The sequence below is a fragment of the Yaniella sp. genome (assembly GCF_030453185.1).
Classification (GTDB): Bacteria; Actinomycetota; Actinomycetes; order Actinomycetales; family Micrococcaceae; genus Yaniella.
In genome coordinates this window covers 1-22,239 of sequence record NZ_JAKDKW010000022.1, presented here as the reverse complement: position 1 = coordinate 22,239, position 22,239 = coordinate 1, and the positions used below count along the sequence as shown (strand labels likewise).

Here is a 22,239-nt window from a genome sequence, read left to right as displayed (position 1 = left end):
CACGCCCATGCAGCTCTTGCACCTCATCTTCACACGTCTCGCGACTGACAAACTTGCCGACGATCGTGGGGATGTCCCAGGCTGGGTCATGATCACATTGATGACCGCCATATTGGTTGCCGGCCTCTTAGCGATAGCCGGTCCAGCACTCAACGGTCTTTTTGAAGAAGCGATCGCCCGCGTTTCCGGTTCCTAAATGTCATTGAAAACCGAGTCGGGGTCAATTGTCGCGGAATCCGCGATGATTATTGCACTCATCACCGTGCTCTGCGCAACCATCTTGCAGCTCGGCGTCATCATCCACACTCGAAACACTATGATCGACGCCGCATCGGCCGGCGCCAGACTTGCAGCGCTTGCCGACCGCAACCTGGCCGATGGCCAACATCGGTCCACGGCCCTACTCTCCAATTCCATTCCACACGCCGATACCGCCAGTGTGAGCATCAACCGTGACGCTAACGGAGAGCTCATCACGGTCACGATTGATCACCAACTGCCGATCTTTGGTTTTATGACCGGTCCCGTGCCACTGTCCGCAACCGCCCAAGCCTATGACCTCACACCCTAACGACAGCGGATCAGCCACCGTGGAATTCATCGCGCTGTCGATCATCCTGCTCATCCCGGCTATTTATCTGCTGGTCACGATCTCACAACTGCAAGCGGCAGGCTATGCCGCCGTCGCAGCATCAGACCAAGCAGCGAAAACCATCGCCTACACCACCAGCGACACCCAAGCCGAACCCAGAGCGATCGACACTGTGCACCTCACCGCAAAAAATTATCAACTTGACCCGTCCACCACCGACACCACTATTTACTGCAGCAATACTCCATGCAGCACCCCAGGCACGCAGATCACAGTGCACGTGTCCATTGATGTGCCGTTACCTCTGATCCCTACATTTTTAGGCAACCAAACCCGTATTGCTACTATGGACGCCACGGGCTACCACGTCATCGGAGAATTCGAATGAGCAAACATACAGGTGACGACGAAGGCCAAACATCGGTCTTTGTTATCGGAGTCACCGTGGTCATTCTGTTGTTCGCCTTGACCATCACCGCAATTATGGCTGTCAATTTGCAACACCGGAAACTCTTGTCGCTGGCTGACTCTGCAGCTCAAAGTGCCGCGACAGCATTTACGATTGTTGACCCAGAAGAACTCTCGGTCACCATCACGGATGCGTCAGCCTCCCAACAAGTTCGCGAGCATCTTCAGACACTGGAAGCCGAGCAGCATTTCCCAAACGTCGCCGTCGATTCTGTTCGTGTGGTTGGCGAAACCACGGTCCAAGTTCGGCTTACTGCAACCGCACACCCGCCGATCGTCAATTGGGTTATCCCTGATGGTGTGACGGTCATTGCAGAAGGTACAGCGCGAACCCAACTCGATGACTCCACCCAGTGACGCAGGCAGCCAAGACCTCACCGAAAAGTGTTCGGCGAATCGCCGGTTGTCACGAAGGCCGGACGATCGTTAGGGTCGAACCAATGGCAATATTCAAGCGAAAAATCTATATCACCTAATATAACGAACTCGAAAATGGCCCCCGAACCGATAGACCAACGTGGTGCCAGAGTTCATGGCACCGTACGAATCTTTTTGAGGAGTAGCTGTGCAACTAGCAGAAATTCGAAATCTTTACGACCAAGACGGGCCCTTCGCGACCGTCTACCTGGAAGGCCGTGCCCCTGCCGCCGATGCAGAACACCAAGTCCGACTCCGCTGGGACGATCTGAGCGCACGCTTAGAGAAAGACGGAGCCGGAGAGGAAACGGTTACGGCGTTAGAAAAGGCCGTGATGGTCGAGGACATTACCGAAGTCCAACATAATGGCCGCGTTCTGGTGGCGAATGCCTCTGGCGTATTGCTTAACGCAGATTGGGATGCAGCGATCGGAGCTGGAGATGCCGCACATTTCACTCAAGAGCCAGAACTCGGTGCATTTGCCCGTGAGCGCGCTCGGTCAGTGCGCATGCTGGTGGCGATTGCGGATCGTACGGGCGCGACAATACGCAGAGTGGTCGCAGCAGAAGAACACGAGCTGGACGAACAGACAGAGCGCAATGTGACCGAGGCGGCCAATGCCTCGGTTCACAAACCACGTGAAGGCGCACTGTCTCACAAACAGATTCAACGACGTGCAGATGAAGCAACCAAACAGAACCTACGCGAGGTTGCTGAACATTTGGACGAGACCTCGGCGAAATGGCATCCCGATGTCGTGGTCCTCGCCGGTGAAGTCCAGGGCCGCAACGAACTGCGCGATGAACTCTCTGACGTACTCCGCGATATGGCTCGGGAGGCTGAAAACGGCGGCACCGATGATGACGCTGCCGAAGAAGCTCTGGCAGAAGAACTGCGCTCGATCGCCAGTGACGTTGCAAACGACCGCTCACAAGAACTGACCGAACGTTACGAACACGCCGCTGCGCATGATCAGGCAGTAGAGGGCGCCGACCGGGTCGCTCGTGCCGCAGAAATGGGAGCGGTTGAAACGCTGTTGTTTGAGCACGACCGTTCGGCCACCGATGAAGCGAAACTCTTAGGTGCCAGCGTCAGGATGGATGCTCAAGTGGGGCTCCTCAATACCCAGGTTGAAGATGCTGTGGCAGCAGTGCTGCGGTTTGAAGCACCAGACGAACTGAAGAAGTAAAGGAGCGTATATGACGACACGCGATGATATGAGAGCATCCAAAGCGCTACAGGGTATGGATTTCCCCGCGACAAAAGACACCTTGATTGAATACGCAGAGTCTCGTGGAGCCGATCAGAAGTCACTCCAAGCACTGCGAACTCTGCCAGAAAAAGAATTCGGCAATATGGACGAAGTTGTCGACGCAGTCCCACAGGAACCAGAGGGTGAAGACGTCGCCGGTGGGACGCAGCGGTAATTGCGCACGACACCACATACAACAGCACAACGCCACAGTGCACTGAAGCGCTGAGAATAGGAGACAAGGTATGAATACTGACGAACTGACTGATCTGATTCGCCAACGTGGCAAGTATGACACGGCAGAAGCCACTCGTGGAGCCATCGAAGCAGTCCTAACTGTTCTAGCAACCCGACACACGGACGGGGAGGCTGCGAAACTCGCAGCCCAGCTTCCCAGCGGTATCGGAGAATACCTGAGGGAGCCGGAAGAGAAGCCCGAAGAATTCGACGCAGAGGAATTCCTGGCAAGGGTCCAGAAACAATTGGACTCGAACGAGCAGCAAGCGCAGACGGCCACTCACGCCGTTCTGTCCGCTGTAACAGAGGCGGTTTCTGAGGGAGAGCAGATCTCATTTATGAATGCTCTACCTAACGACCTCTCGGGTTACGCCCGCTGGAACTAGAACGACTCAACAAGAGCACGGAGCTACATGGGTATACGCGACACTCTGTACCAGATTGATGGCCAAGGCTACGGAACCTACCGTCAAATACGCGGGATCCACAGGCTGGATGAGTTCCAGCTATCAGTCGACAAAGTTCAGGTTGATCCGTACGCTCCAGCCTCTCTGATGCGTGTCATCTTGCCGAGCGGTGTCGTCGATTTGCCGAACGAATTGATCGATGACCCTGCCGGAAGGGTGGCCACTAGCGATTTTCTGACAAGAAGATTCGCACAAGCTATCCGCAAGGGTAGCTCCGTAAGTATCGGAACACCTGGACAACAGGTGTTACAACGCAGCAGCGTCGTCATTGGCCAGAACACTGTCGAAGCGCGCATCGCCGTGGACTTGCCAGCTGCAGGCCGACGCATCCGGGGGCGTCAGGCGGCACAAATCCTAACTGAAGAACTCCCGCATATTGTAGCGAACTCGCTTAAATTTCAGCACCTCAACGCGCAAGCGCTCGCAGACCATGTCAGCCTGTATCGGGACCAAGAGTATTTACGCGGTGTGTTAGCTGCGAATCGGTTAGTCGGTTTTGTAGGCGACGGTTCAATTCTGCCACGACGCTCAGGCGATTCGGATACCCCTTTGGCCGACGAAGCAGTACCGTTTTTTGCGCCCGAAACCCTGCGTGTCAGCTTCCAACTACCAAGCGGTCGGACCGTCACCGGGATGGGTATCCACGAAGGGGTTACGGTGATTGTTGGCGGTGGATATCATGGAAAATCGACGCTACTGGGCGCGCTTTCCCGTGGCGTATATCCGCATATTTCTGGTGATGGACGAGAATGGGTGATTACTCGAGCAGACGCCGTCAATATTCGTGCCGAGGACGGTCGGGCAGTGACAGGCGTGGATATTTCACCGTATATTTCCGGGTTGCCATCCGGTGCAGATACAACAAGTTTTTCCACCACGAATGCGTCAGGCTCCACCTCCCAAGCAGCAAATCTGGTGGAAGCCCTGGAAGCGGGGGCGACCGCCCTGTTAATCGACGAAGACACGTCAGCGACGAACTTTATGATTCGTGATGATCGAATGAAACAGCTGGTCGCTGCCGAAAAAGAACCCATCAAACCCTTCATTGACAGGGTGCGCCCGTTGCTGACCGAGCGGGGTGTCTCCACGGTGTTGGTTGCAGGAGGCTCTGGTGCGTTCTTCGAAGTTGCCGACCATGTCATCGCATTGGACGAATACGTGCCGGTAGACGTGACGAGTCGTGCTCACGACATTGCCGGAAAGCATCCCGTGGCGGACAATTCCCGACGGTTAGCTTCGGTTTTCTCTCACGAAGCGCCACAGCGGATCCCCCGTACTGATGGAATGGCCGCGCAGGGAAAGAAGAAACCCGCGACTGCCCGCGGCAGGTCGGTCATACAATTTGGCCGCGAACGCGTCGAACTCAGTGCGGTAGCCCAGCTCATTGATCCGGCTCAAACCGCTGCCATTGCCTTCGCCATGGACCGTATAGCCGAACAGCTGGATGGCCAAGTCAGTCTGGTGGAAGCCATTACAGCGTTACTCGCCAAGGTTGAGAATGAAGGGCTCGAGGTACTGTCCCCACACCACGGCCACCCGGGACATCTTGCTCTACCACGTCGACAAGAAATACACAGTGCAATCAACCGCTACCGGCACCTGCAGCTCAGCTCATGAGACACGAATTTATGACCTGCACTCTAGATCGCGTATCCTTGAAAGCCCATGGCTGATATAGACTTTTCCGCAGAAATCGCTGCGCTGCGACACACATACGAATCCATCGAGGCCGTATCTGATATTGAACAGATCCGCGCTGACGTCGCCGAGCTCTCGAAAGAGGCCAGCGCGCCCAACCTCTGGGACGATCCCAGCAAAGGTCAGCAAATCACATCGGCACTGTCCCGAAAAGAAACTGAACTAGGGCGGCTCACTTCGCTCTATGCGCGGATCGACGACTTAGACGTTACGGTTGAACTCGCCCAGGAAGCCGACGACGCTGACCTACATGCCGAGGCCATCGCAGAACTCAAGAGTATTAAGAAATCGCTAAACCAGCTTGAAACAGTCACTCTGCTCAGTGGTGAGTACGACGAACGAGAAGCGGTCGTTACGATTCGGGCCGGAGCCGGGGGAGTCGATGCCTCAGATTTCACGCTGATGTTGATGCGCATGTACCTGCGCTGGGCTGAGCACAATGGTTATTCGGCGAAAGTCATGGACACCTCATATGCCGAAGAGGCCGGACTGAAATCCGCGACCTTTGAAATTAACGCGCCCTATGCCTTCGGAACGCTCTCAGTTGAAGCCGGTACGCACCGACTCGTACGGATTTCACCATTTGATAACCAGGGACGTCGCCATACCTCCTTTGCTGCAGTCGAAGTTGTCCCGCTTATCGAGTCCGATGATTCCATCGAGATCCCAGAGACTGAGCTCAAGATTGACGTTTTCCGGTCCTCGGGTCCAGGCGGTCAGCACGTAAACACCACTGACTCTGCGGTTCGGATGACGCACATACCCACCGGCATTGTGGTGTCCATGCAAAACGAAAAATCACAGATCCAAAACCGTGCGGCCGCCTTACGAGTATTGCAATCTCGACTTCTGTTAATTCGGAAAGAAGAAGAGGAAGCCAAAAAGAAGGAACTTGCCGGAGACGTGAAAGCTTCGTGGGGCGACCAAATGCGTTCCTACGTGCTTAACCCGTACCAGATGGTCAAAGATTTGCGGACTCACCACGAAGAAGGCAACCCGGAAAAAGTCTTCAACGGCGAGATCAATGATTTCATTGACGCAGGTATTCGCTGGCGTGCCGAAGGTCGTCACGATTAACCGTTAAACCTGGTCAACGTACAGGCTTGGTGACAAACTGGTGCTTATGACAGAACAACGCATCGTACACGCCACCCGAACCATCAACGCTCCCGCAGCGGAGATTTTTGAACTCATCGCCGACCCAGCACGCCAGCCTGAATGGGACGGCAACGACAACCTTTCCGAAGCACCAGAGGGCCAACGCATCACTGGTGAGGATCAAGTATTCACCATGCACCTGACAAACGGTCAATCGCGTACTAACTACGTAGTGGAATTCACCGAAGGTCGCGTCATTGCTTGGAACCCAGCGCCCACCGGAGAAGCTCCGCGTGGCCATCTCTTTCGTTGGGAACTGCGGCCAGTGAATGACGCCGTCACTGAAGTCACGCACACATATGACTGGACCCAACTCGTCGACGAGTCTCGCTTCGAGCGAGCTCGTTCCTACACCGAAGAAGCACTGCTGAATTCAGTTAATCGTCTTTCACTGAAGGTGGAAAACTAGAGTTATACAAGTGACTAGTTTTGGCCTGCTTTGCGTTACAATGTGGTGACCACCACGCCACAAACATAGGAGTCACTTTGTCTAACTCTTCACCACGTGATGCCGTGATTATCGGTGGATCACGTACACCGTTCGGACGTTTACTTGGATCGCTTGCGGGACATTCTGCCATTGAATTAGGAGCCCATGCCATTCGAGGCGCGATGACTGACGCCGGCATCGGACCTGAAGCTGTGGATACTGTCGTCATGGGTCAAGTCATTCAGGCCGGAGCCGGCCAGAACCCGGGTCGTCAGGCTGCCCTGCATGCCGGAATCGGTCGTGACGTCCATGGCATCACCATCAACAAGGTCTGTTTATCCGGTGCCACCGCGGTCATTGACGCTGCACGCATGATTGCACTGGGAGACGCTGACGTAGTGATTGCCGGTGGACAAGAATCCATGACCAACGCTCCACATTTACTCCCCGGTTCGCGTTCCGGTCATAAATACGGGCCGGTCACGATGTTGGACGCGACAGACCATGATGCCCTGACCGATCAGGACAGCGCGGTTTCCATGGGTGTCCTGACAGAGCAGGGAAACGGTTCGTTTGGTCTTGGCCGTGAAAGTCAGGATGAGGTAGCTGCCCTATCGCATAAGCGTGCGGTAGCTGGTGCCCAGAAACGGGCGGAAGAAATTTTTCCCCTCGAGATTCCACAACGTCGTGGCGAACCCGTAATCTTCGATACTGATGAAGGCGTAAGGGAAAATACCACCGCCGAGAGTTTAGGTAAGCTTCGCCCGGCGTTTGCGTCGGAGGGCACAGTCACCGCGGGCAACTCGTCGCAGCTATCTGACGGTGCGGCGGCACTCGTGGTCGTTTCGCGGCAATACGCCGAGGATCACGGGCATGATATTTTGGCTACCGTGGCGGGATATGGCCAAGTTGCTGGTCCGCACGATTCCCAACTACATTCTCAGCCGTCCCGGGCAATTAAAGCTGCCACCAAGCGTTCAGGTTGGAACACTAGCGAGCTGGACTTCATTGAGATCAATGAGGCCTTCGGGGCTGTGGTGGTTCAGTCGCTCCAAGACCTGGACTATCCGTTGGAGAAAACGAATATTTATGGTGGAGCCGTAGCGTTAGGTCACCCAGTCGGAGCCTCGGGTGCACGCCTCGTCTTGACGGCAGCCAAAGAGCTCGCGCGTCGGGATGGTGGTAAAGCTGCTATCGCCCTGTGCGGCGGCGGTGGCCAGGGCGAATGCGTCTTGCTTAAACTTTAATATTATTTTTCAACACACCACCAGCACCAGCCCAAGATCCCACTGTTGTTACCGAACCGTGATTAGTCTTGAAGGGCTGGTGCTTTTACTTCCCCAACATGACCGGGCACTGGTGAGTCGCACGCCGATTCGGTCAGGGAAAAAATATGATCCGATTCGAAGATGTCACGAAGGTTTATGATACGACCTCGCGTCCTGCCCTGGACGGTGTGACCACTGAAATAGAGCGCGGCGAATTCGTGTTCTTAGTTGGTCCATCAGGGTCAGGTAAGTCCACATTTATTCGTCTCGTACAACGTGAAGAGAAAGCTTCGTCAGGAACCGTGTACGTTTCTGGCCGAGACGTTGCTCGGCTGTCCTCATGGCGAGTCCCTCACCTGCGCCGCGACCTTGGCGTTGTATTCCAAGATTTTCGGCTCCTGCCTAATAAAAACGTGTTTGCCAATGTTGCTTTTGCTATGCAAGTTCTGGGCAAACGCCGCGGCCTCATCAACCAAGCCATTCCAGAGGTCCTCAAAACTGTTGGACTCGAGGACAAAGCCCATCGTTTCCCCCACGAACTGTCCGGTGGTGAACAACAGCGTGTGGCGATCGCCCGGGCTGTTGTCAACAGCCCGGCCATTCTGTTAGCGGATGAGCCCACGGGTAACCTCGACCCAGAAACATCCTGGGGCATTATGGAAGTTCTCGACAAAATTCACCAAAACGGCACAACCGTTGTCATGGCCACGCACGATCACGAAATCGTCAACACGATGCGTCGTCGCGTCGTTGAATTGCATGAAGGCCAAGTCATGCGTGATGAAGCAGAAGCTGGATACCAGCCCGCCGACGCCACTGCTCAGCTGCAATCACGGCTGAGAAAGACGGAGGTGAACTAGTGCGGTTTGCGTTTATCGTTTCGGAAACGCTTTCTGGTATTCGCCGAAATCTTTCCATGGTCATCTCGGTTGTATTGGTGACCTTTATATCACTCACTTTTGTTGGCTCCGCTGGCTTACTGCAAATGCAGATCAACCAGATGAAGGGCTATTGGTACGATCGCGTCGAAGTCGCCATCTTCCTCTGTAATGACACCTCAACTGCTGCCAGCTGTGCAGGGGGAGCTGTAACTGATAGCCAACGAGAAGCCATCGAGGCGCAGCTCGAATCCCAACAGGCATCAGCCTATGTGGAGAGTTACGAGCATGAATCCCAGGATCAGGCTCTTGAACTGTTTCAGGACCAGTACGCCAACTTGGATATGGCTGAGAGCGTCACTGCTGACCAGCTGCCCGAGTCCTTCCGAGTGTCCCTAGTCAACGCAGAACAGTACGAAGTCGTCAATGAGATGTTCTCAGGGATGCCGGGCGTAGAAGTCGTCTCAGATCAACGAGAACTCCTCGAATCGCTCTTCTCGTTGATGAATATTGCCTCGGTTATTGCGATTGCGCTGGCTGTCATCATGCTCATTACTGCCATCCTGCTGATTGCCACCACCATTAGACTTTCAGCGTTCTCCCGGCGCCGTGAAACTGGAATCATGCGACTGGTGGGAGCTTCCAAGACTATGATCCAGTTGCCGTTCTTAGCTGAAGGCGTTGTCGCGGCAATGCTGGGTGCCGCCATGGCATCCATCGCGACGTGGGCAATTGCAAAGTTCTTTATCGCGGACTGGCTAGCAAGTGAGTACCCACAAACCGGTTTCATTTCATCGACCGAAGCACTCTGGCTAATTCCATTGCTCTTCGTTATTGCCCTGATCCTTGCTGCGGCGTCTTCAATGCTGACGCTGCGGCGCTACCTCAAAGTGTAGTTTCTAAAATTATTCTTGACCGATGCATGTGTCTGAAGGAGACATGACCAATATGATTCAACGACGGTTATCAAATGCTGTTGCTGCCGCAGGCATCGTAGCCGTGCTCGGTGTCACTTCCGTAGTGCCTGCCTTCGGGCAGGACCGAGTCGACCGGCTCGAGCGTGAACTGAGTGATTCCAAGGACGAGCGTGAACGACTAGACGATTCGCTGTCTAATCTCGGTGACAAAAAAGATAGCTTGGATTCGGATCGTGGCGACTTGAACGCTTCGCTAGAAGGTCTTGAAGAAGATATCGCGAAGAAGGTGACTGAGCTTCATGACCTTCAGGACGACCTGCCGGGTGCTCAGCAAGCAGTTGATGATGCCGAAGCACGAGTCACTGCAGCTCAGGAAGAAGTCAACTCGCTGAACAACCGAGTCGCTGAAGCCGAAGGTCGTCTTGCGGATATTCAGGCGGAAATTGAATCATCTGAACAAAAGTTGGACATGGCCGAAGAAGAAGTCGGTCAAATCGCTGCCGAAGCGTATAAGACCGGCGGCACCAACGATCTAGCGTTCCTTCTGGGTGTTTCAGACTCGTCGCTGCCTGAAGCCATGGGCATGGCCCAACAAGCATTGCGCATCCAGGACAACCAGATTGCGGATGTTTCTCAGGAAAACGCGCAGGACGTCAACTCCAAGGCGCGCATGGAAGCTGTTGAAGCTGAGATTCGCGAACTGAAATCACAAGCAGAAGATGCTTTGGCAGCTGAACGGTCTGCCCGTGATGAAGCGAACGCAGCAAAAGAAGAGCTTAACGGCATGATCAAAACCAACGAACGGTTGACGGCAGAGCTTGAAAAAGACCGCCCGAAGATCGAATCGGCCATTGAAGAAAATCGTGCGGCAGCCGATAGTGTCAATGAGAAAATTTTAGAACAGCAGGAAGAGGTTAACCAGCAGTCATCCGAGATCTCCAGCCTCGAAAAAGAACACAACGAAGCCGTAGCCGAGGCCGAAGCCAAGCGAAAGGCAGCGGAAGAAGCCGAGCGGAAAGCACGTGAGGCGGAAGAGCGTGCAGCACGTGAGAGTGCGACCCAGAAACAGCAGGAAAGTGCTACGAAGGCTCGTAGTGAAGCCAAGACCGCTGACAAAGAATATGAAGAACAAAAAGAGCGTGTCAGTGAGGTAGTCGCAGATACCGGGAGCTCGTGGGGATTAGTCGCACCGATTAATAGTTACCAGACCTCTGGTTTCGGCTGGCGTCCAACACCAGCCGGTACCTATGACTATGGCGGCAGCGGGGGATACGTTCATACCGGTATAGACTACGGCGGCGGCTGTGGCCTTCCGATCAAGGCTGCCCGCTCAGGAAAAGTCATCAACGCTGACTGGGCGGTGTCGACTTCAGGGCGCCGTGTGGTGATTGATCACGGATCAGTCAACGGCAGTCTGCTGGCAACTAAATACCACCATATGACCAGGTACGTCGTGAGCCCGGGACAGTCAGTCTCGCAGGGCCAAGTTATTGGGTACACGGGCACCACCGGTAACTCCACCGGTTGCCACCTACACTTTGAAACACTGATCAACGGGGAACCTCGCAACCCAGCGAATTACCTCTAACCTGACAGTAGCGACAACGCCCTCACCCGAACAGAATGGGTGGGGGCGTTGCTTTGACAGAACCTGTATAATGGCAGGTTGGACGAAACCGTCAGGCGGAAGGAGTGAGTATGTCCAAGAAATCTGGTCGCAGCAAACCTGCGCGCTCAGATCGGGTTGTTATCGCTACCAACCGCAAGGCGCGTCACAACTACAATCTCAAGGATACCTACGAGGCCGGTATCGCGCTGATGGGCACCGAAGTGAAGTCCCTACGCGATGGTCACGCATCTATCGTTGAGGGTTTCGCCATGTTTTCTGGCAATGAACTCTGGCTGGAGAACGTGTTTATCCCCGAGTATGGTTTCGGAACATGGACCAACCACTTGGCTCGGCGCCGTCGTAAATTATTGCTACATCGCAGCGAACTCAATAAGCTGCAGCGCGAGGTCGATGCGTCAGGCACAACGATTGTGCCGCTGTCCATGTACTTCCGTGATGGCAAGGCAAAAGTAGAAATAGCACTTGCTGAAGGTAAACGTGACTTCGATAAACGTCACGCATTGCGTGAAGCGCAAGATAAACGTGAAGCTCAGCGCGCCATGCGTGAAGCGAACCGCCAGGGCAAGTCGATCCTCTAATGCATTGACGGGGTCGGGAATAAATACCTGCCCGACTGAGTTGTACGCAGTGAGCCTCTACGTTAGAGTAGAAGATCCTGGCTGAGCCAGGTGCTGTTAGAAAACAGAATATGGGGATGATCGGTTTCGACGATGTGAGTTGCCGTCAGGTCAGCGTGCCGAGGACGCAAAGTCACCTCGTAAACGCCCTTTGCAAACAATCAAGTGCCGATTCTAAACGCACTGACTTCGCTCTCGCTGCCTAACTAATCCAGCGAACGAGTCCGTCAGACCAGGCATTGCTATCGTCCTGGATCCTGGCGTCGCTTAGATAGCCACTGTCTGTCGCCCCTGTCGGGGGAAGTGACAGAGACCTAAAGCCGACTAGACCGAACAGTTGCTAGTCTGTGATCAACTGTGGTCGATAAAACTCCGAGCAGACTGCGCACGGAGAAGCCTTACGAATGCCACATCGGACCCGGGTTCAATTCCCGGCATCTCCACTGGATAGCCCGTAGACCGTTGAGTTTACGGGCTTTTCCCTTGTCAGAGCCTGGTTGCTATCAAACAGCTAGTGTTCATGACTAGGCAGTAATAGCCATAGTGTAGCATGAGATTAGCTCATGGCTAGGCAAATCAAAAAACGCCAAAAAACGAATTAGCCATAATGACTCGCGTAGGTGTGATGCACAGTGGCAGGCAGTAAGCGCCGTAAATATCCTGAAGGAATCCAGCCGACCGGCTCAGGTACTTACCGCGCTCGCATCTACCATAATTATGCAAATCACCACCTGGGCACGTTCAAGACCATCGGTGATGCCCGCGCCGCCCTCGATATTGCCCGGTCAGAGATCGCTCGCAATATCTTTATCCCACCGGCTCAGAGACGTGCTGAAGCCCGCGAGCGCAGAAAACAGCAACAGTATCGCACCGTTACTGAATCACGCACGATCCGCGAACTGGTCGAAGCGTGGACTGCATGGCACCACCGGTTAGGCACCAAACAGGGCACCATCTACACCTACGTTCGCCGCTTGACCGTGCATTTCCTACCCGCCTTTGGTGAGATACCCGCCGTGGACGTCACCAGCGACGACATAACCGCCTGGTACGACGATCTACATGCTGAGCATGGTCACGGGGTATCCAGTCACGTCTACAGCACCGTCAGAGCCCTGTTCAACTACGCCACCGGCCAGGTTAGCGGGCTACCAGCAGACTTCACCCCCTGGATCAAACAATCACCGGCAACAGTCATCGGAGCAACACGCAAACGCCATGACACCCGCGAACAGATCGTGGCCACACCCCAAGAAATCACCGCACTAGCTGACAGGATGCCCGCCCGTGAAGCCCTGGCAATCTATTTAGCGGGCTGGGCTGGACTCCGATTAGGTGAGATCCTGGCACTACGCCGCCGCCACCTGACAACTGACACCAACGGTGTGCTATGGATCGACGTTCAAGAACAGGTCCAAGCACGGGGGAGCGGGCCACGTGCTGAGACACCCAAATCACGGGCTGGGCTACGCGCTGTGCCCGTGCCTGGCAACCTCGTGGCCATGGTGACTGACCACCTTGAACGGTACGCCGTTGCAGGCGATGACGGGCTACTATTCCCGCGCCGGTCTGGTGCTAACAGTTTCCATCACCCAAACACGTTACGGGCTCATTTCATCAAAGCTCGAGACGGGCTCAACCGTGACCGTTTACAGGCCAACGTGGACGCGCCACCAGAGCAACGGCAACGCATCTTAGATGACTTCAGATTTCACGATCTACGCCACACCGCGCTCACCCGTATCGGACAGGCCGGGGCAACCCTGGCTGAGCTGAAACGCTACGCGGGCCACTCAGATGACGCCGCCGTAGCCCAATACCAACACGCAGAGCGACACCGGTTAGCCGCGCTCGCAGAGCAATTATCCACCACTATGCACCAGGGGGAATGACACAGCATGAACACGGTAGACAGCAACACTGAGACGCGAAGCAACCATCAAGAGGTAGCTGAACAAATACGTGACCGGAAATTGAAGCCCCGTTGGTTAGCTCAGTACCGTTGCCCAAAGGACCGCCGCCTAGTTGGTGGACTGCTCGTGATGCAGGACGGGCAACAGGCCATCTACGCCGTAGGTGGTGAAATTCAACACAAACACACCGCCGTAGAACGTGGCGAGCAGATCCTTGAACGGCTAGATCAATGGATCGAAACAGGCACACCGCCACCGGGCAACTGGCCAGCACGAAAAGAGACCACCATTGACAAGGTACGTCGCACTGTGGAACCTGCACCCGCCGAACTGCAAGAGCTCAGACGGTCAGCCGCAGCCCAACTTGCTGAAGCAAAGACTGGGAACTTTACTGAACCGCCGGGACTTCGTTTCATCCGTTGGGAGACTGACACCCGGCAGATTAGACCGGGCACCGTTGATCTACCATGCCCCCGTTGTCACCACCTGGTACGTCTTATAGTCGAATCGGACGGAAACGTCCTTGAACATGCGTAACTACTACTGCTAGACTAGTAGCTACTAATTCCCGCGCGCGGTAGGTCGCCAGAACACCACACGAATTGGTAATTCGTGATTGATAACCCTTTTGGAGGGCTCAATCATGGACGCCAATATCGCCTGGCAAACCATCCCACAATCTGCTGAAGCCGCCGGTGTATCAACTAGCACCATTCGCCGCTGGATAGCCCGCGGACATCTACGCGCCTATAAATTCGGCCCCCGCGCTATTCGCATTGATCCAGCCGACCTCAACGGCATGGCCGAAGAAGTCAACCCCGCCACCTTTGAACACGTCAACGGTGGTGATGCCCTGTGACATGCGAGCAAAGAAAAACCCCCGGCAGGGGAACCGGGGGAATCTCAGAATCTTACGCCACCGCCAACGGGAGCAATGACACCCCTAGTATAGCTGATTCTGTTGACCGTGGTGAAGTATTTGCCCAGATGCTCAACGGGTTATACATCGTTGTAGCTGAAGTCTATTCACCCGGTGCTGAGCCCCGTTACCGCCGCCGCTTTTACGCTGGGCTGGCAGCTGCTCAACGTCACGTAGACCGGGCCAGAATGGACGGCAAAGACGCTTACCTGTTGATTGGTCAAGTCACCATCGTTGGTGGTGATACCCGTGGCTAACCATCAGGAATACACCGTCTTGGACCTACAACGCGCCTATAACGACGGCTTCAGCAACGGCCATGCCATCGGATACGGGACGGGCTTGCAAGAGGGCTTACAACAAGGCCCAGCACACCCGGCCGTACAGGAATCAGTCGCCCGTATGTTCGACGGCTGGGACGGTGCTGACAACGCCCGGCAACGGTCCACACAACGATTCTGGAATGACTACCGGGCTCACCGTCGTGGTGGTGATCGCCATGACTGACTACATCTCACCGCTGGACATGGAACACATCGACTTGGCAGATAGTTCGTCCAGTTCGACCGGCTCGTCCGATTCGTCCGGTTACTTATGGGGTGTGTTGGATGAAGTGGACCAATGGTTACGACGGTTCATTCTGGCCACGACCCCGGAAGATATACACCTCATCACGTTATGGGCAGCTCATACGTACGTGGTCGAAGAAACCTACACATCACCCCGGCTGCTCATTGATTCGGTCATGCCCGGTGCTGGCAAAACTACCGTGTTAGAACACCTTGATCGCCTAACACGCTCACCCTTGTCGGCATCGTCCATATCATCGGAAGCCCTATTGCCCAGAGTCCTAGACCGTGGCATTAGAACAATCTTGATAGATGAAGCAGACCGGTCACTGGACCCGAAAGACCCGGTGATGAAAGGCGTCATTGCCACCATCAACACCGGATATAAACGTGGTGGATCGCGCCCGGTACTGGTCAAGGACAATGACGGTAACTGGACAGACCGGGAAATGAGCACCTACGCGCCTGTGGCAATGGCCGGGAATAACCCAACGCTGGCCGATGACACGCGCTCACGGTGTATTCGGATTCTACTTATGCCCGACTTTGAAGGCCGTACGGAAGATTCAGATTGGGAAGATCTTGAAGCCGAAGTCGATCAACTCAAAGTGCTGCTAGATGAAGCCATGGAAGCGGCCCGCGATTCAGTCAGTAGCGCCCGGCCAGAGTTGCCAGAAAAGTGCATCGGTCGAATGCGTGAGAAATGGCGTCCGCTGGCCCGTATCGCGTATGCCGCCGGTGGTGACTGGCCGACCAGAGTCACCCAACTTATTAACCGTGACATTGAGGAATTGGAAATGGAACGCGCTGAAGGTGTCCAAAACTTACCGTTACGAGTGCATCTGCTCAAAGACATCGCTGAAGTCTGGCCGAACGGGGAATCGTTTATCGCATCGCAAGATCTTGTGCAGCGGCTGGCCGTCAATTTCCCCGCCCGTTGGGGCATCGAATCAGTCAGAGGACTCAAGGTTCAAGGGCTAGGTCGAATGCTCATGCAAGGGTACAAGATCAACTCCGACCGGGAGACCACCGGCCAACGCCGACGCGGGTACTACATCACACAATTCACTGAAGCCTGGCAAAGATTCCAGGTCCAGTCACCCCAACACCAACCGGACGAACCGGACAAGCCGGTCCAACCGGACCAGATTCCCGGCATAACAGGGGAGCAACAGGGCAACCTACCGACCGCGAGCGCAACGGAACACCAACCAAAGGAAACACCATGACTACTATCCTGACCGCAACTGCTGTTGCCCTCGAACCGAACCGGACTCACCCCGGCGCTTACGTGGTGACAGTCAAGTGCCCCTATTGCCCAGCACAGCACCGCCACGGCATCACCGAACTGGAACCGGACGCAGGACACCGGGTAACAGACTGCATCCCACGTCACGTCCACACCCCAAACAGCCGCGGGTACTTCATCCACGTTCCACAGCGCCTACGACACGAGGTGTCAGCATGACCCGCCGTGACAGAACCACCAATGCTCAGCCCAAACGCTTTTGGAGCGTCTATGAAGCCCAGACACTCCTAAAACGTGCCGTGATACTAGCCCGCCTGAACCGCCGCGAGCGCAACAGGCTACGACCATAAGGAGACACCATGACCGATCAACCCACGATCCGATACACCCCCGCAGGTGCCCGCGCCTGTTCAGCACACACCTCCGCAGGTGAACCGTGCAACGCACCCGCCATGAACGGCCAGCGCGTTTGCAGAAAGCATGGTGGTGCCAGTCCACAGGCCAAGCGTGCTGCACAGTTGAGACTAGCCGCGCTCGCAGACCCCGCGATAGAGACACTGGCACACATCATGGAGCATGGCGAAGAACCGCGAGACCGGTTATCCGCAGCCAACAGCATCCTAGACCGCGCCGGTTACGGCCGTAGTCAGCACGTCACCACTGAAGATGCCCGCGAGCTACTACTGCAACGGCTCATTGAAGCCCAGGGAGAGGAGGCACCATGACAGCGTACCAACAGGCCGATAAGGGCTCACAGGCCGCGTGTGGCACCCATGAACGCACTGGACCCATGAACACCCCCGCTACGGGAGGTGAATTAGCTGGGGAGCCTATGGAGTACGACTTGCTGGCCGAACAGGTCGAAGCGCTCGCAGACGCAATGGACGGTGTCTCAGATGCTGGCAGTGCGTTTCTACATGGTGCCCAGACTGCGTTACGGGCGACAGTAGGTGCATTGGAGTAGCCCTGTATTTTACGGCTGGCGCCCATCGTGGAAGGGGGTGCGCTTTCATAGCGCACCCCCTTTGACCGTGACGAAGCAGACGGTAATAATACCGAGCAACGTAATACTCACAATCAAGACTACTTTGGTCATAAGACGACAGCTGACACCTACTGAAACACATGATAGATAGAGTGCTAAGAGCCGTATGTTGTTCCTCACTGATAGGTAGCTGCACGTGTCCGAAGTTTTTGACCGCGATCGAATCCACCGCAAACTCACCGAAATGTCAGCCTTCTGGCGACACCGCATCGACGGGTGGCGCGCTGAAGGGACCGAATCCGGCACAGAGCAACGTCACGCACAACAACTCTGGTCCCACCTGATGCAGTGCTTCGATATTGCAGCGGAGCGTCGAGACGTGTTTGAACGCAACGCGAATCGGGCATCCACCGGTGGACGAGGCTACATTGACTTCTTTTGGTCAGGCGTTGTCATTGGGGAAGCCAAAAGCCTCGATGTTCCATTGGATCGCGCCTACGACCAAGTATTGGACTACCTTAATGGTGGCAGCGTCGGCACCCACGAATGGCCCCGCTTCATTCTGGTCACCAATTTCGAGGACTTCCGACTCGACCGCCTAGGTCACTCCGACGAATCCTGGACCGTTGAGTTTACGATTGACCAGATCCCAGACCATCTGGAACAGCTCTTGTTCTTTGCTGGGGTCGAATCCCTGACCAAACGGGAACAAGAAAACGCTTCCATCGAGGCCGCACGTCTCATGGCTAGTCTGTTCACCACCCTTGCTGGGGATGAAGCCGATGAAGCGGTAGGCGAGGATGCGCCCATTGATCCTGACGAGGAAGACGACACCACCGAACTCGCCTCGATCCTGATGACGCGATTGCTGTTTTTGATGTATGGCGACGATGCTGGGCTGTGGGAACAAGACCTGTTCTACCGCTGGGTCGAAAGCGTGAACTCCAAGAATATCGGGCCGTCTCTAGATGGCCTCTTTGAGATTCTGAATACCGACGAAGCCACCAGACGACGCAAATACCGCAATAACCTGCCAGACCTAGAGGCCCGGTTTCCCTACGTCAACGGGGGGATCTTCGACGGCACCGCCCAAGTCGGGTACAGCGTCCCACCCGAATTCAAAGACGCCCTGCTTGATGCTTCCCGGTTCCGATGGACTTCTATCTCTCCGGCAATCTTTGGGTCGATGTTTCAGCTAGTCAAGTCCAAAGAAGCCCGACGCAGCGACGGTGAACACTACACCTCAGAAACCAACATCCTCAAAACCATCGGTCCACTATTCCTCGATGAGTACCGAGACCGAGCAGATCGACTCATCGCCAACAAATCCACCACCGTTGCTGACTTGCGCCGCTTCCAAGAAGAACTTGCCGCCAATATCTACATTGATCCTGCCTGTGGAGCCGGGAACTTCCTCAACATCGCTTATGCCAAACTGCGCGAAATCGAAACCGACATTATCGTGGAGCGACGCAAACGTTCCGGAACTGGCACCGGCTCATTGGATATCTCATTCGACCAGCTACTGACAATTGATAAGTTCTACGGTATCGAACTCAACTGGTGGCCTGCCAAAATTGCCGAAACCGCAATGTTTTTGGTCGATCACCAAGCCAACCGTCACCTTGCCGCAAAGATAGGCGAAGCACCTGATCGATTGCCTATTCGAATAACCGCAACCATCCTTCACGCTGACGCACTCGAGATTAACTGGAATGAAGCGTTCCCTGTATCTACAGGGCAAACTTTTGTATTTGGGAACCCACCATTCTTGGGCCATGACAGTCGAACCACAGCACAAGCCGCGCAACTTCGTGCTGTGTGGAAACGCAAAGACATCAGCCGACTGGACTACGTGACCGCATGGCACATTAAAGCCCTGGAACTGCTCGAAGAACGAGATGGACAGTGGGCTTTCGTGACCACGAACTCGATTACTCAAGGCGACCAAGTGCCTCGGTTATTTAGGGAAATCTATTCACATGAATGGAAGATAAAGTTTGCCCATCGAACTTTCGAATGGGACTCCGAAGCACCCGGTAAGGCAGCAGTGCACTGCGTAATTGTCGGGTTCACTAAGGCAGACAGTTTAACGCCTCGCTTGTGGGACTATGAACACGTAAGAGGTGAAGCACAGGAGATTCCTGTTCGCGTTGGTGTCAACGCTTATCTTGTGGATGGGCCTGATGTGCTCGTTCAGTCTCGATCGAAACCTCTTAACCCACAACTGCCACCTGCCGCTTTTGGGAATGTTCCTCGAGATGGCGGCGGTTTAATCATTACTCCGACTGAATACCCGCAGTTTATGGCGGATCCTATAGCCGCAAAGTATGTTCGTCCGTACATTGGTGCGCGAGAGCTTTTGAACGCCAAAGAGCGCTGGTGTTTGTGGCTCGTCGATCTAGATCCCAGTGATGTCGAAAGATCGTCCCTGCTGAAAGAGCGGATAAATAAGGTTCGCGATTTTAGACTTAATAGCTCCTCTAAAGATGCGCGAGAGGCTGCTATGACACCCCATCTATTCTGGTGGAATTCTCACCCCAATGTGGATTATCTGTGCATCCCCAGAGTTGTGAGTGAGAATCGCCCCTTCTTTATCGCTGACAGGTTGGACGAGACAGTTATTGCCAGTGATGCTACCTGCGTGGCACCGGATCCAGATGGCCTGTTGTTCGCGATGGTATCTTCCTCAATGTTCATAACATGGCAACGAGCGGTGGGTGGAAGACTTAAGTCCGATCTTCGTTTTTCCGGAACCCTGAGTTGGAATAACTTTCCATTGCCAGAAGTGTCACCAGAACAAAAAGAAGCAATCATTGCTGCTGGTGCAGAAATTGTGGAAGTGCGAGCATCGCGTCCAGACCGGAGCCTAGCTCAGCAATATGCGCCCCTGGCTATGGACCCCACGCTACTTAAGGCACACAACCGGCTTGATGCATTGGTTGATAGAGCCTTTGGTGCTTCTCGCAGGCTCAGCAATGAGCGCCAACGGCTGGAATTGCTCTTCGAATCCTATCGAGCATTAACTCTGAAATAGCTAACTAACTTTCTAAATAATATTTGAAGAAGTTAAGCGCCTTCGGAGGTAGCGTTGCGCTGCCAACTCATGTGAATCACGAGTCTCAGAAACGGTGGTCTATTGCGACTCCTGGTGTACGTGACCGGGTCGCTGTGGATCCACCCCTAGACTGTCTTGAAATGCCGTCTCAAAACATGTAATCTTATAACTAACGTATTGAACGGGATACTGAGACAGGGGAGCATCATGGCACGTATTGGATACGCCAGAGTCAGCACAGTCGATCAAGACGCAGAACTACAACTGGCAGCACTTGAAGCCGCCGGGGGAGACAAGCTCTTCACCGATCACGGCGTCAGTGGCACCAAAGCATCACGCCCCCAGCTAGACGAAATGCTCAACTACCTACGCCCAGGCGACACCGTGGTCATCTGGAAATTCGACCGGCTAGGTCGCAACACTCGCAACCTGTTAGACCTGGTGGAAACCATCGAAAACAAAGACTGCAACTTTGAATCCATCACCGAACAGATCGACACCAGCGGGCCCATGGGTAAAGCTATGCTGACGATCATGTCGGCATTTGCCCAGCTAGAACGTGACCAGATAGCAGAGCGCACCAAAGCGGGCCTAGCTGCTGCTGCAAAAAACAACCGGCTAGGTGGACGCCCCCGTAAAGCAGATGCCCAGGCTGTTGCAGACGCCCGTAAGTGGAAAGCTGAAGGCATGTCAGTCAAGAAGATCGCCGGTTATCTCGAAGTCTCACGCGCCACCGTCTACCGGTATCTACAAGACGCCTAACAGCGAGAGCCCGCCTCATAGTTGCCCCTCGGTCTATTGCAGGCCCAGGGGCATCACTGCTTCATCAACGTAAGCCCAAACGATTTCAGGATTCTCGAAGATGCTTTCATAGCCGCCTGTTTCCTGTCGGTATTCTTCAGTAATCGTTAATACGTCATATTCTGCTGGATCATAACCATGAGCCTTCAATAGTCTGCTGACGTTCTGGACTGCCTGATTCTCAGTGATGTACATCGTTACCCCCGGTATTGGTAGTGGTCTGGTTGGTGCGGATAAGGACTCCCAAGGGAGCTGTGGTCTTTGAGACCCCTTCCCCAAAAATGCCCACCGGCCCCGTCCACGCTCTCCAGCTTTTGCCCACAGCAACTAGACCCCCCGATTATCGGAGCGTCTCGAAGATGTGGTGGTAGTTCCCGCTGGCCTGCAAGTTCCCAGCAACCCGGTACGCTGCTGTTCCCAATGGATGTGACCGGCCTGTTTCGTTACGGCCTAACAGTGATTAGAAAAGGCCCGGAGCAACGGCTCAACAGGCTGTGAACAGGCGTTTAGTATTGGCTATACTAGGCACTGAACCCGGTGGTGATGAACCGTGTTCCACGCCCCAGACTGTTTCCGCAGTGCTGGGGCATATTCTTGACAACCATTAGACTTCAGTCTTTTAGTTATCACATATTGCCTAGTCAAACCATAGTTGCACGAGATTCCCGGCATCTCCACAAAATTAGCCCGGATTCCTCGTGAATCCGGGCTTTTTT

27 protein-coding genes and 1 other RNA gene are annotated in these 22,239 nt (G+C 54.6%); 27 read left to right on the top strand and 1 reads right to left on the bottom strand.

The annotated features are described in order from the left end of the window. Positions 1 to 7: 7 nt before the first annotated feature. From L0H14_RS05170 to L0H14_RS05040, 27 genes are all read left to right on the top strand, one after another. Positions 8 to 196: a hypothetical protein gene (locus L0H14_RS05170; RefSeq protein WP_301419428.1), complete on the top strand. Its 189-nt coding sequence runs from the start codon at positions 8 to 10 to the stop codon at positions 194 to 196. Continuing rightward, a complete protein-coding gene (locus L0H14_RS05165) occupies positions 197 to 571 on the top strand; it encodes a TadE/TadG family type IV pilus assembly protein (RefSeq protein ID WP_301419427.1) in 375 nt (124 codons plus the stop codon). After that, positions 555 to 980: a hypothetical protein gene (locus L0H14_RS05160; protein ID WP_301419426.1), complete on the top strand. Its 426-nt coding sequence runs from the start codon at positions 555 to 557 to the stop codon at positions 978 to 980. Before L0H14_RS05165 ends, L0H14_RS05160 begins: the two co-directional genes overlap by 17 nt. Continuing rightward, entirely contained in the window at positions 977 to 1,417 is a 441-nt protein-coding gene (locus tag L0H14_RS05155) for a Tad domain-containing protein (RefSeq protein ID WP_301419425.1), read from the top strand. Before L0H14_RS05160 ends, L0H14_RS05155 begins: the two co-directional genes overlap by 4 nt. A 208-nt stretch (positions 1,418 to 1,625) precedes the next feature. After that, on the top strand, positions 1,626 to 2,666 hold the full coding sequence (locus L0H14_RS05150; protein ID WP_301421462.1) for a Vms1/Ankzf1 family peptidyl-tRNA hydrolase: 1,041 nt from the start codon (positions 1,626 to 1,628) through the stop codon (positions 2,664 to 2,666). A gap of 10 nt (positions 2,667 to 2,676) precedes the next feature. Continuing rightward, positions 2,677 to 2,904 carry a DUF2795 domain-containing protein gene (locus tag L0H14_RS05145; protein WP_301421461.1) on the top strand — a complete coding sequence of 76 codons (228 nt, stop codon included), beginning with the start codon at positions 2,677 to 2,679 and terminating at the stop codon, positions 2,902 to 2,904. A gap of 70 nt (positions 2,905 to 2,974) precedes the next feature. Beyond that, entirely contained in the window at positions 2,975 to 3,352 is a 378-nt protein-coding gene (locus L0H14_RS05140; protein WP_301419487.1) for a DUF2267 domain-containing protein, read from the top strand. Between the two features lie 27 nt (positions 3,353 to 3,379). Then, on the top strand, positions 3,380 to 5,050 hold the full coding sequence (locus tag L0H14_RS05135) for an ABC-ATPase domain-containing protein (RefSeq protein WP_301421460.1): 1,671 nt from the start codon (positions 3,380 to 3,382) through the stop codon (positions 5,048 to 5,050). 48 nt (positions 5,051 to 5,098) lie between these two features. Continuing rightward, positions 5,099 to 6,208, top strand: a complete 1,110-nt coding sequence (gene prfB, locus L0H14_RS05130; protein ID WP_301419485.1) for a peptide chain release factor 2 — start codon at positions 5,099 to 5,101, stop codon at positions 6,206 to 6,208. 46 nt (positions 6,209 to 6,254) lie between these two features. Continuing rightward, positions 6,255 to 6,698 carry an SRPBCC family protein gene (locus tag L0H14_RS05125; protein WP_301419484.1) on the top strand — a complete coding sequence of 148 codons (444 nt, stop codon included), beginning with the start codon at positions 6,255 to 6,257 and terminating at the stop codon, positions 6,696 to 6,698. A gap of 77 nt (positions 6,699 to 6,775) precedes the next feature. Continuing rightward, entirely contained in the window at positions 6,776 to 7,966 is a 1,191-nt protein-coding gene (locus tag L0H14_RS05120) for an acetyl-CoA C-acetyltransferase (protein ID WP_301419483.1), read from the top strand. A gap of 146 nt (positions 7,967 to 8,112) precedes the next feature. Next, positions 8,113 to 8,847: a cell division ATP-binding protein FtsE gene (ftsE, locus tag L0H14_RS05115; RefSeq protein WP_301419482.1), complete on the top strand. Its 735-nt coding sequence runs from the start codon at positions 8,113 to 8,115 to the stop codon at positions 8,845 to 8,847. Beyond that, positions 8,847 to 9,761 (top strand): permease-like cell division protein FtsX, encoded by a 915-nt coding sequence (gene ftsX, locus L0H14_RS05110; protein WP_301419481.1) that lies wholly within the window; start codon positions 8,847 to 8,849, stop codon positions 9,759 to 9,761. Before ftsE ends, ftsX begins: the two co-directional genes overlap by 1 nt. A gap of 43 nt (positions 9,762 to 9,804) precedes the next feature. Further along, entirely contained in the window at positions 9,805 to 11,370 is a 1,566-nt protein-coding gene (locus tag L0H14_RS05105; protein WP_301421459.1) for a peptidoglycan DD-metalloendopeptidase family protein, read from the top strand. A 110-nt stretch (positions 11,371 to 11,480) separates the two neighbouring features. After that, the gene (smpB, locus tag L0H14_RS05100; protein WP_301419479.1) at positions 11,481 to 11,990 is read left to right on the top strand and encodes an SsrA-binding protein SmpB; all 510 of its coding nucleotides are present in this window, start codon (positions 11,481 to 11,483) and stop codon (positions 11,988 to 11,990) included. Between the two features lie 112 nt (positions 11,991 to 12,102). Next, positions 12,103 to 12,475: a transfer-messenger RNA gene (gene ssrA, locus L0H14_RS05095) on the top strand. Between the two features lie 186 nt (positions 12,476 to 12,661). Next, positions 12,662 to 13,921 (top strand): site-specific integrase, encoded by a 1,260-nt coding sequence (locus tag L0H14_RS05090; protein WP_301421458.1) that lies wholly within the window; start codon positions 12,662 to 12,664, stop codon positions 13,919 to 13,921. A gap of 6 nt (positions 13,922 to 13,927) precedes the next feature. Further along, positions 13,928 to 14,479 carry a hypothetical protein gene (locus tag L0H14_RS05085; RefSeq protein WP_301421457.1) on the top strand — a complete coding sequence of 184 codons (552 nt, stop codon included), beginning with the start codon at positions 13,928 to 13,930 and terminating at the stop codon, positions 14,477 to 14,479. A gap of 106 nt (positions 14,480 to 14,585) precedes the next feature. Continuing rightward, a complete protein-coding gene (locus tag L0H14_RS05080; protein ID WP_301421456.1) occupies positions 14,586 to 14,801 on the top strand; it encodes a helix-turn-helix domain-containing protein in 216 nt (71 codons plus the stop codon). A 128-nt stretch (positions 14,802 to 14,929) separates the two neighbouring features. Next, positions 14,930 to 15,118 (top strand): hypothetical protein, encoded by a 189-nt coding sequence (locus tag L0H14_RS05075; protein ID WP_301421455.1) that lies wholly within the window; start codon positions 14,930 to 14,932, stop codon positions 15,116 to 15,118. Beyond that, positions 15,111 to 15,368, top strand: a complete 258-nt coding sequence (locus L0H14_RS05070; protein WP_301421454.1) for a hypothetical protein — start codon at positions 15,111 to 15,113, stop codon at positions 15,366 to 15,368. The genes L0H14_RS05075 and L0H14_RS05070 overlap by 8 nt, the downstream gene beginning before the upstream one ends. Then, positions 15,325 to 16,659 carry a DUF3631 domain-containing protein gene (locus L0H14_RS05065; protein ID WP_301421453.1) on the top strand — a complete coding sequence of 445 codons (1,335 nt, stop codon included), beginning with the start codon at positions 15,325 to 15,327 and terminating at the stop codon, positions 16,657 to 16,659. Before L0H14_RS05070 ends, L0H14_RS05065 begins: the two co-directional genes overlap by 44 nt. Next, positions 16,656 to 16,898, top strand: a complete 243-nt coding sequence (locus L0H14_RS05060) for a hypothetical protein (RefSeq protein WP_301421452.1) — start codon at positions 16,656 to 16,658, stop codon at positions 16,896 to 16,898. The genes L0H14_RS05065 and L0H14_RS05060 overlap by 4 nt, the downstream gene beginning before the upstream one ends. Before the next feature lie 140 nt (positions 16,899 to 17,038). Then, entirely contained in the window at positions 17,039 to 17,404 is a 366-nt protein-coding gene (locus L0H14_RS05055; RefSeq protein ID WP_301421451.1) for an HGGxSTG domain-containing protein, read from the top strand. Continuing rightward, the gene (locus L0H14_RS05050) at positions 17,401 to 17,643 is read left to right on the top strand and encodes a hypothetical protein (protein ID WP_301421450.1); all 243 of its coding nucleotides are present in this window, start codon (positions 17,401 to 17,403) and stop codon (positions 17,641 to 17,643) included. Before L0H14_RS05055 ends, L0H14_RS05050 begins: the two co-directional genes overlap by 4 nt. Positions 17,644 to 17,860: 217 nt before the next feature. Beyond that, positions 17,861 to 20,701 carry a DNA methyltransferase gene (locus L0H14_RS05045; RefSeq protein ID WP_301421449.1) on the top strand — a complete coding sequence of 947 codons (2,841 nt, stop codon included), beginning with the start codon at positions 17,861 to 17,863 and terminating at the stop codon, positions 20,699 to 20,701. Positions 20,702 to 20,929: 228 nt separating this feature from the next. Beyond that, the gene (locus L0H14_RS05040; RefSeq protein ID WP_301421448.1) at positions 20,930 to 21,484 is read left to right on the top strand and encodes a recombinase family protein; all 555 of its coding nucleotides are present in this window, start codon (positions 20,930 to 20,932) and stop codon (positions 21,482 to 21,484) included. 33 nt (positions 21,485 to 21,517) lie between these two features. Here L0H14_RS05040 and L0H14_RS05035 read toward each other — a convergent pair whose 3' ends face one another. After that, the gene (locus L0H14_RS05035) at positions 21,518 to 21,718 is read right to left on the bottom strand and encodes a hypothetical protein (RefSeq protein ID WP_301421447.1); all 201 of its coding nucleotides are present in this window, start codon (positions 21,716 to 21,718) and stop codon (positions 21,518 to 21,520) included. Positions 21,719 to 22,239 lie beyond the last annotated feature (521 nt).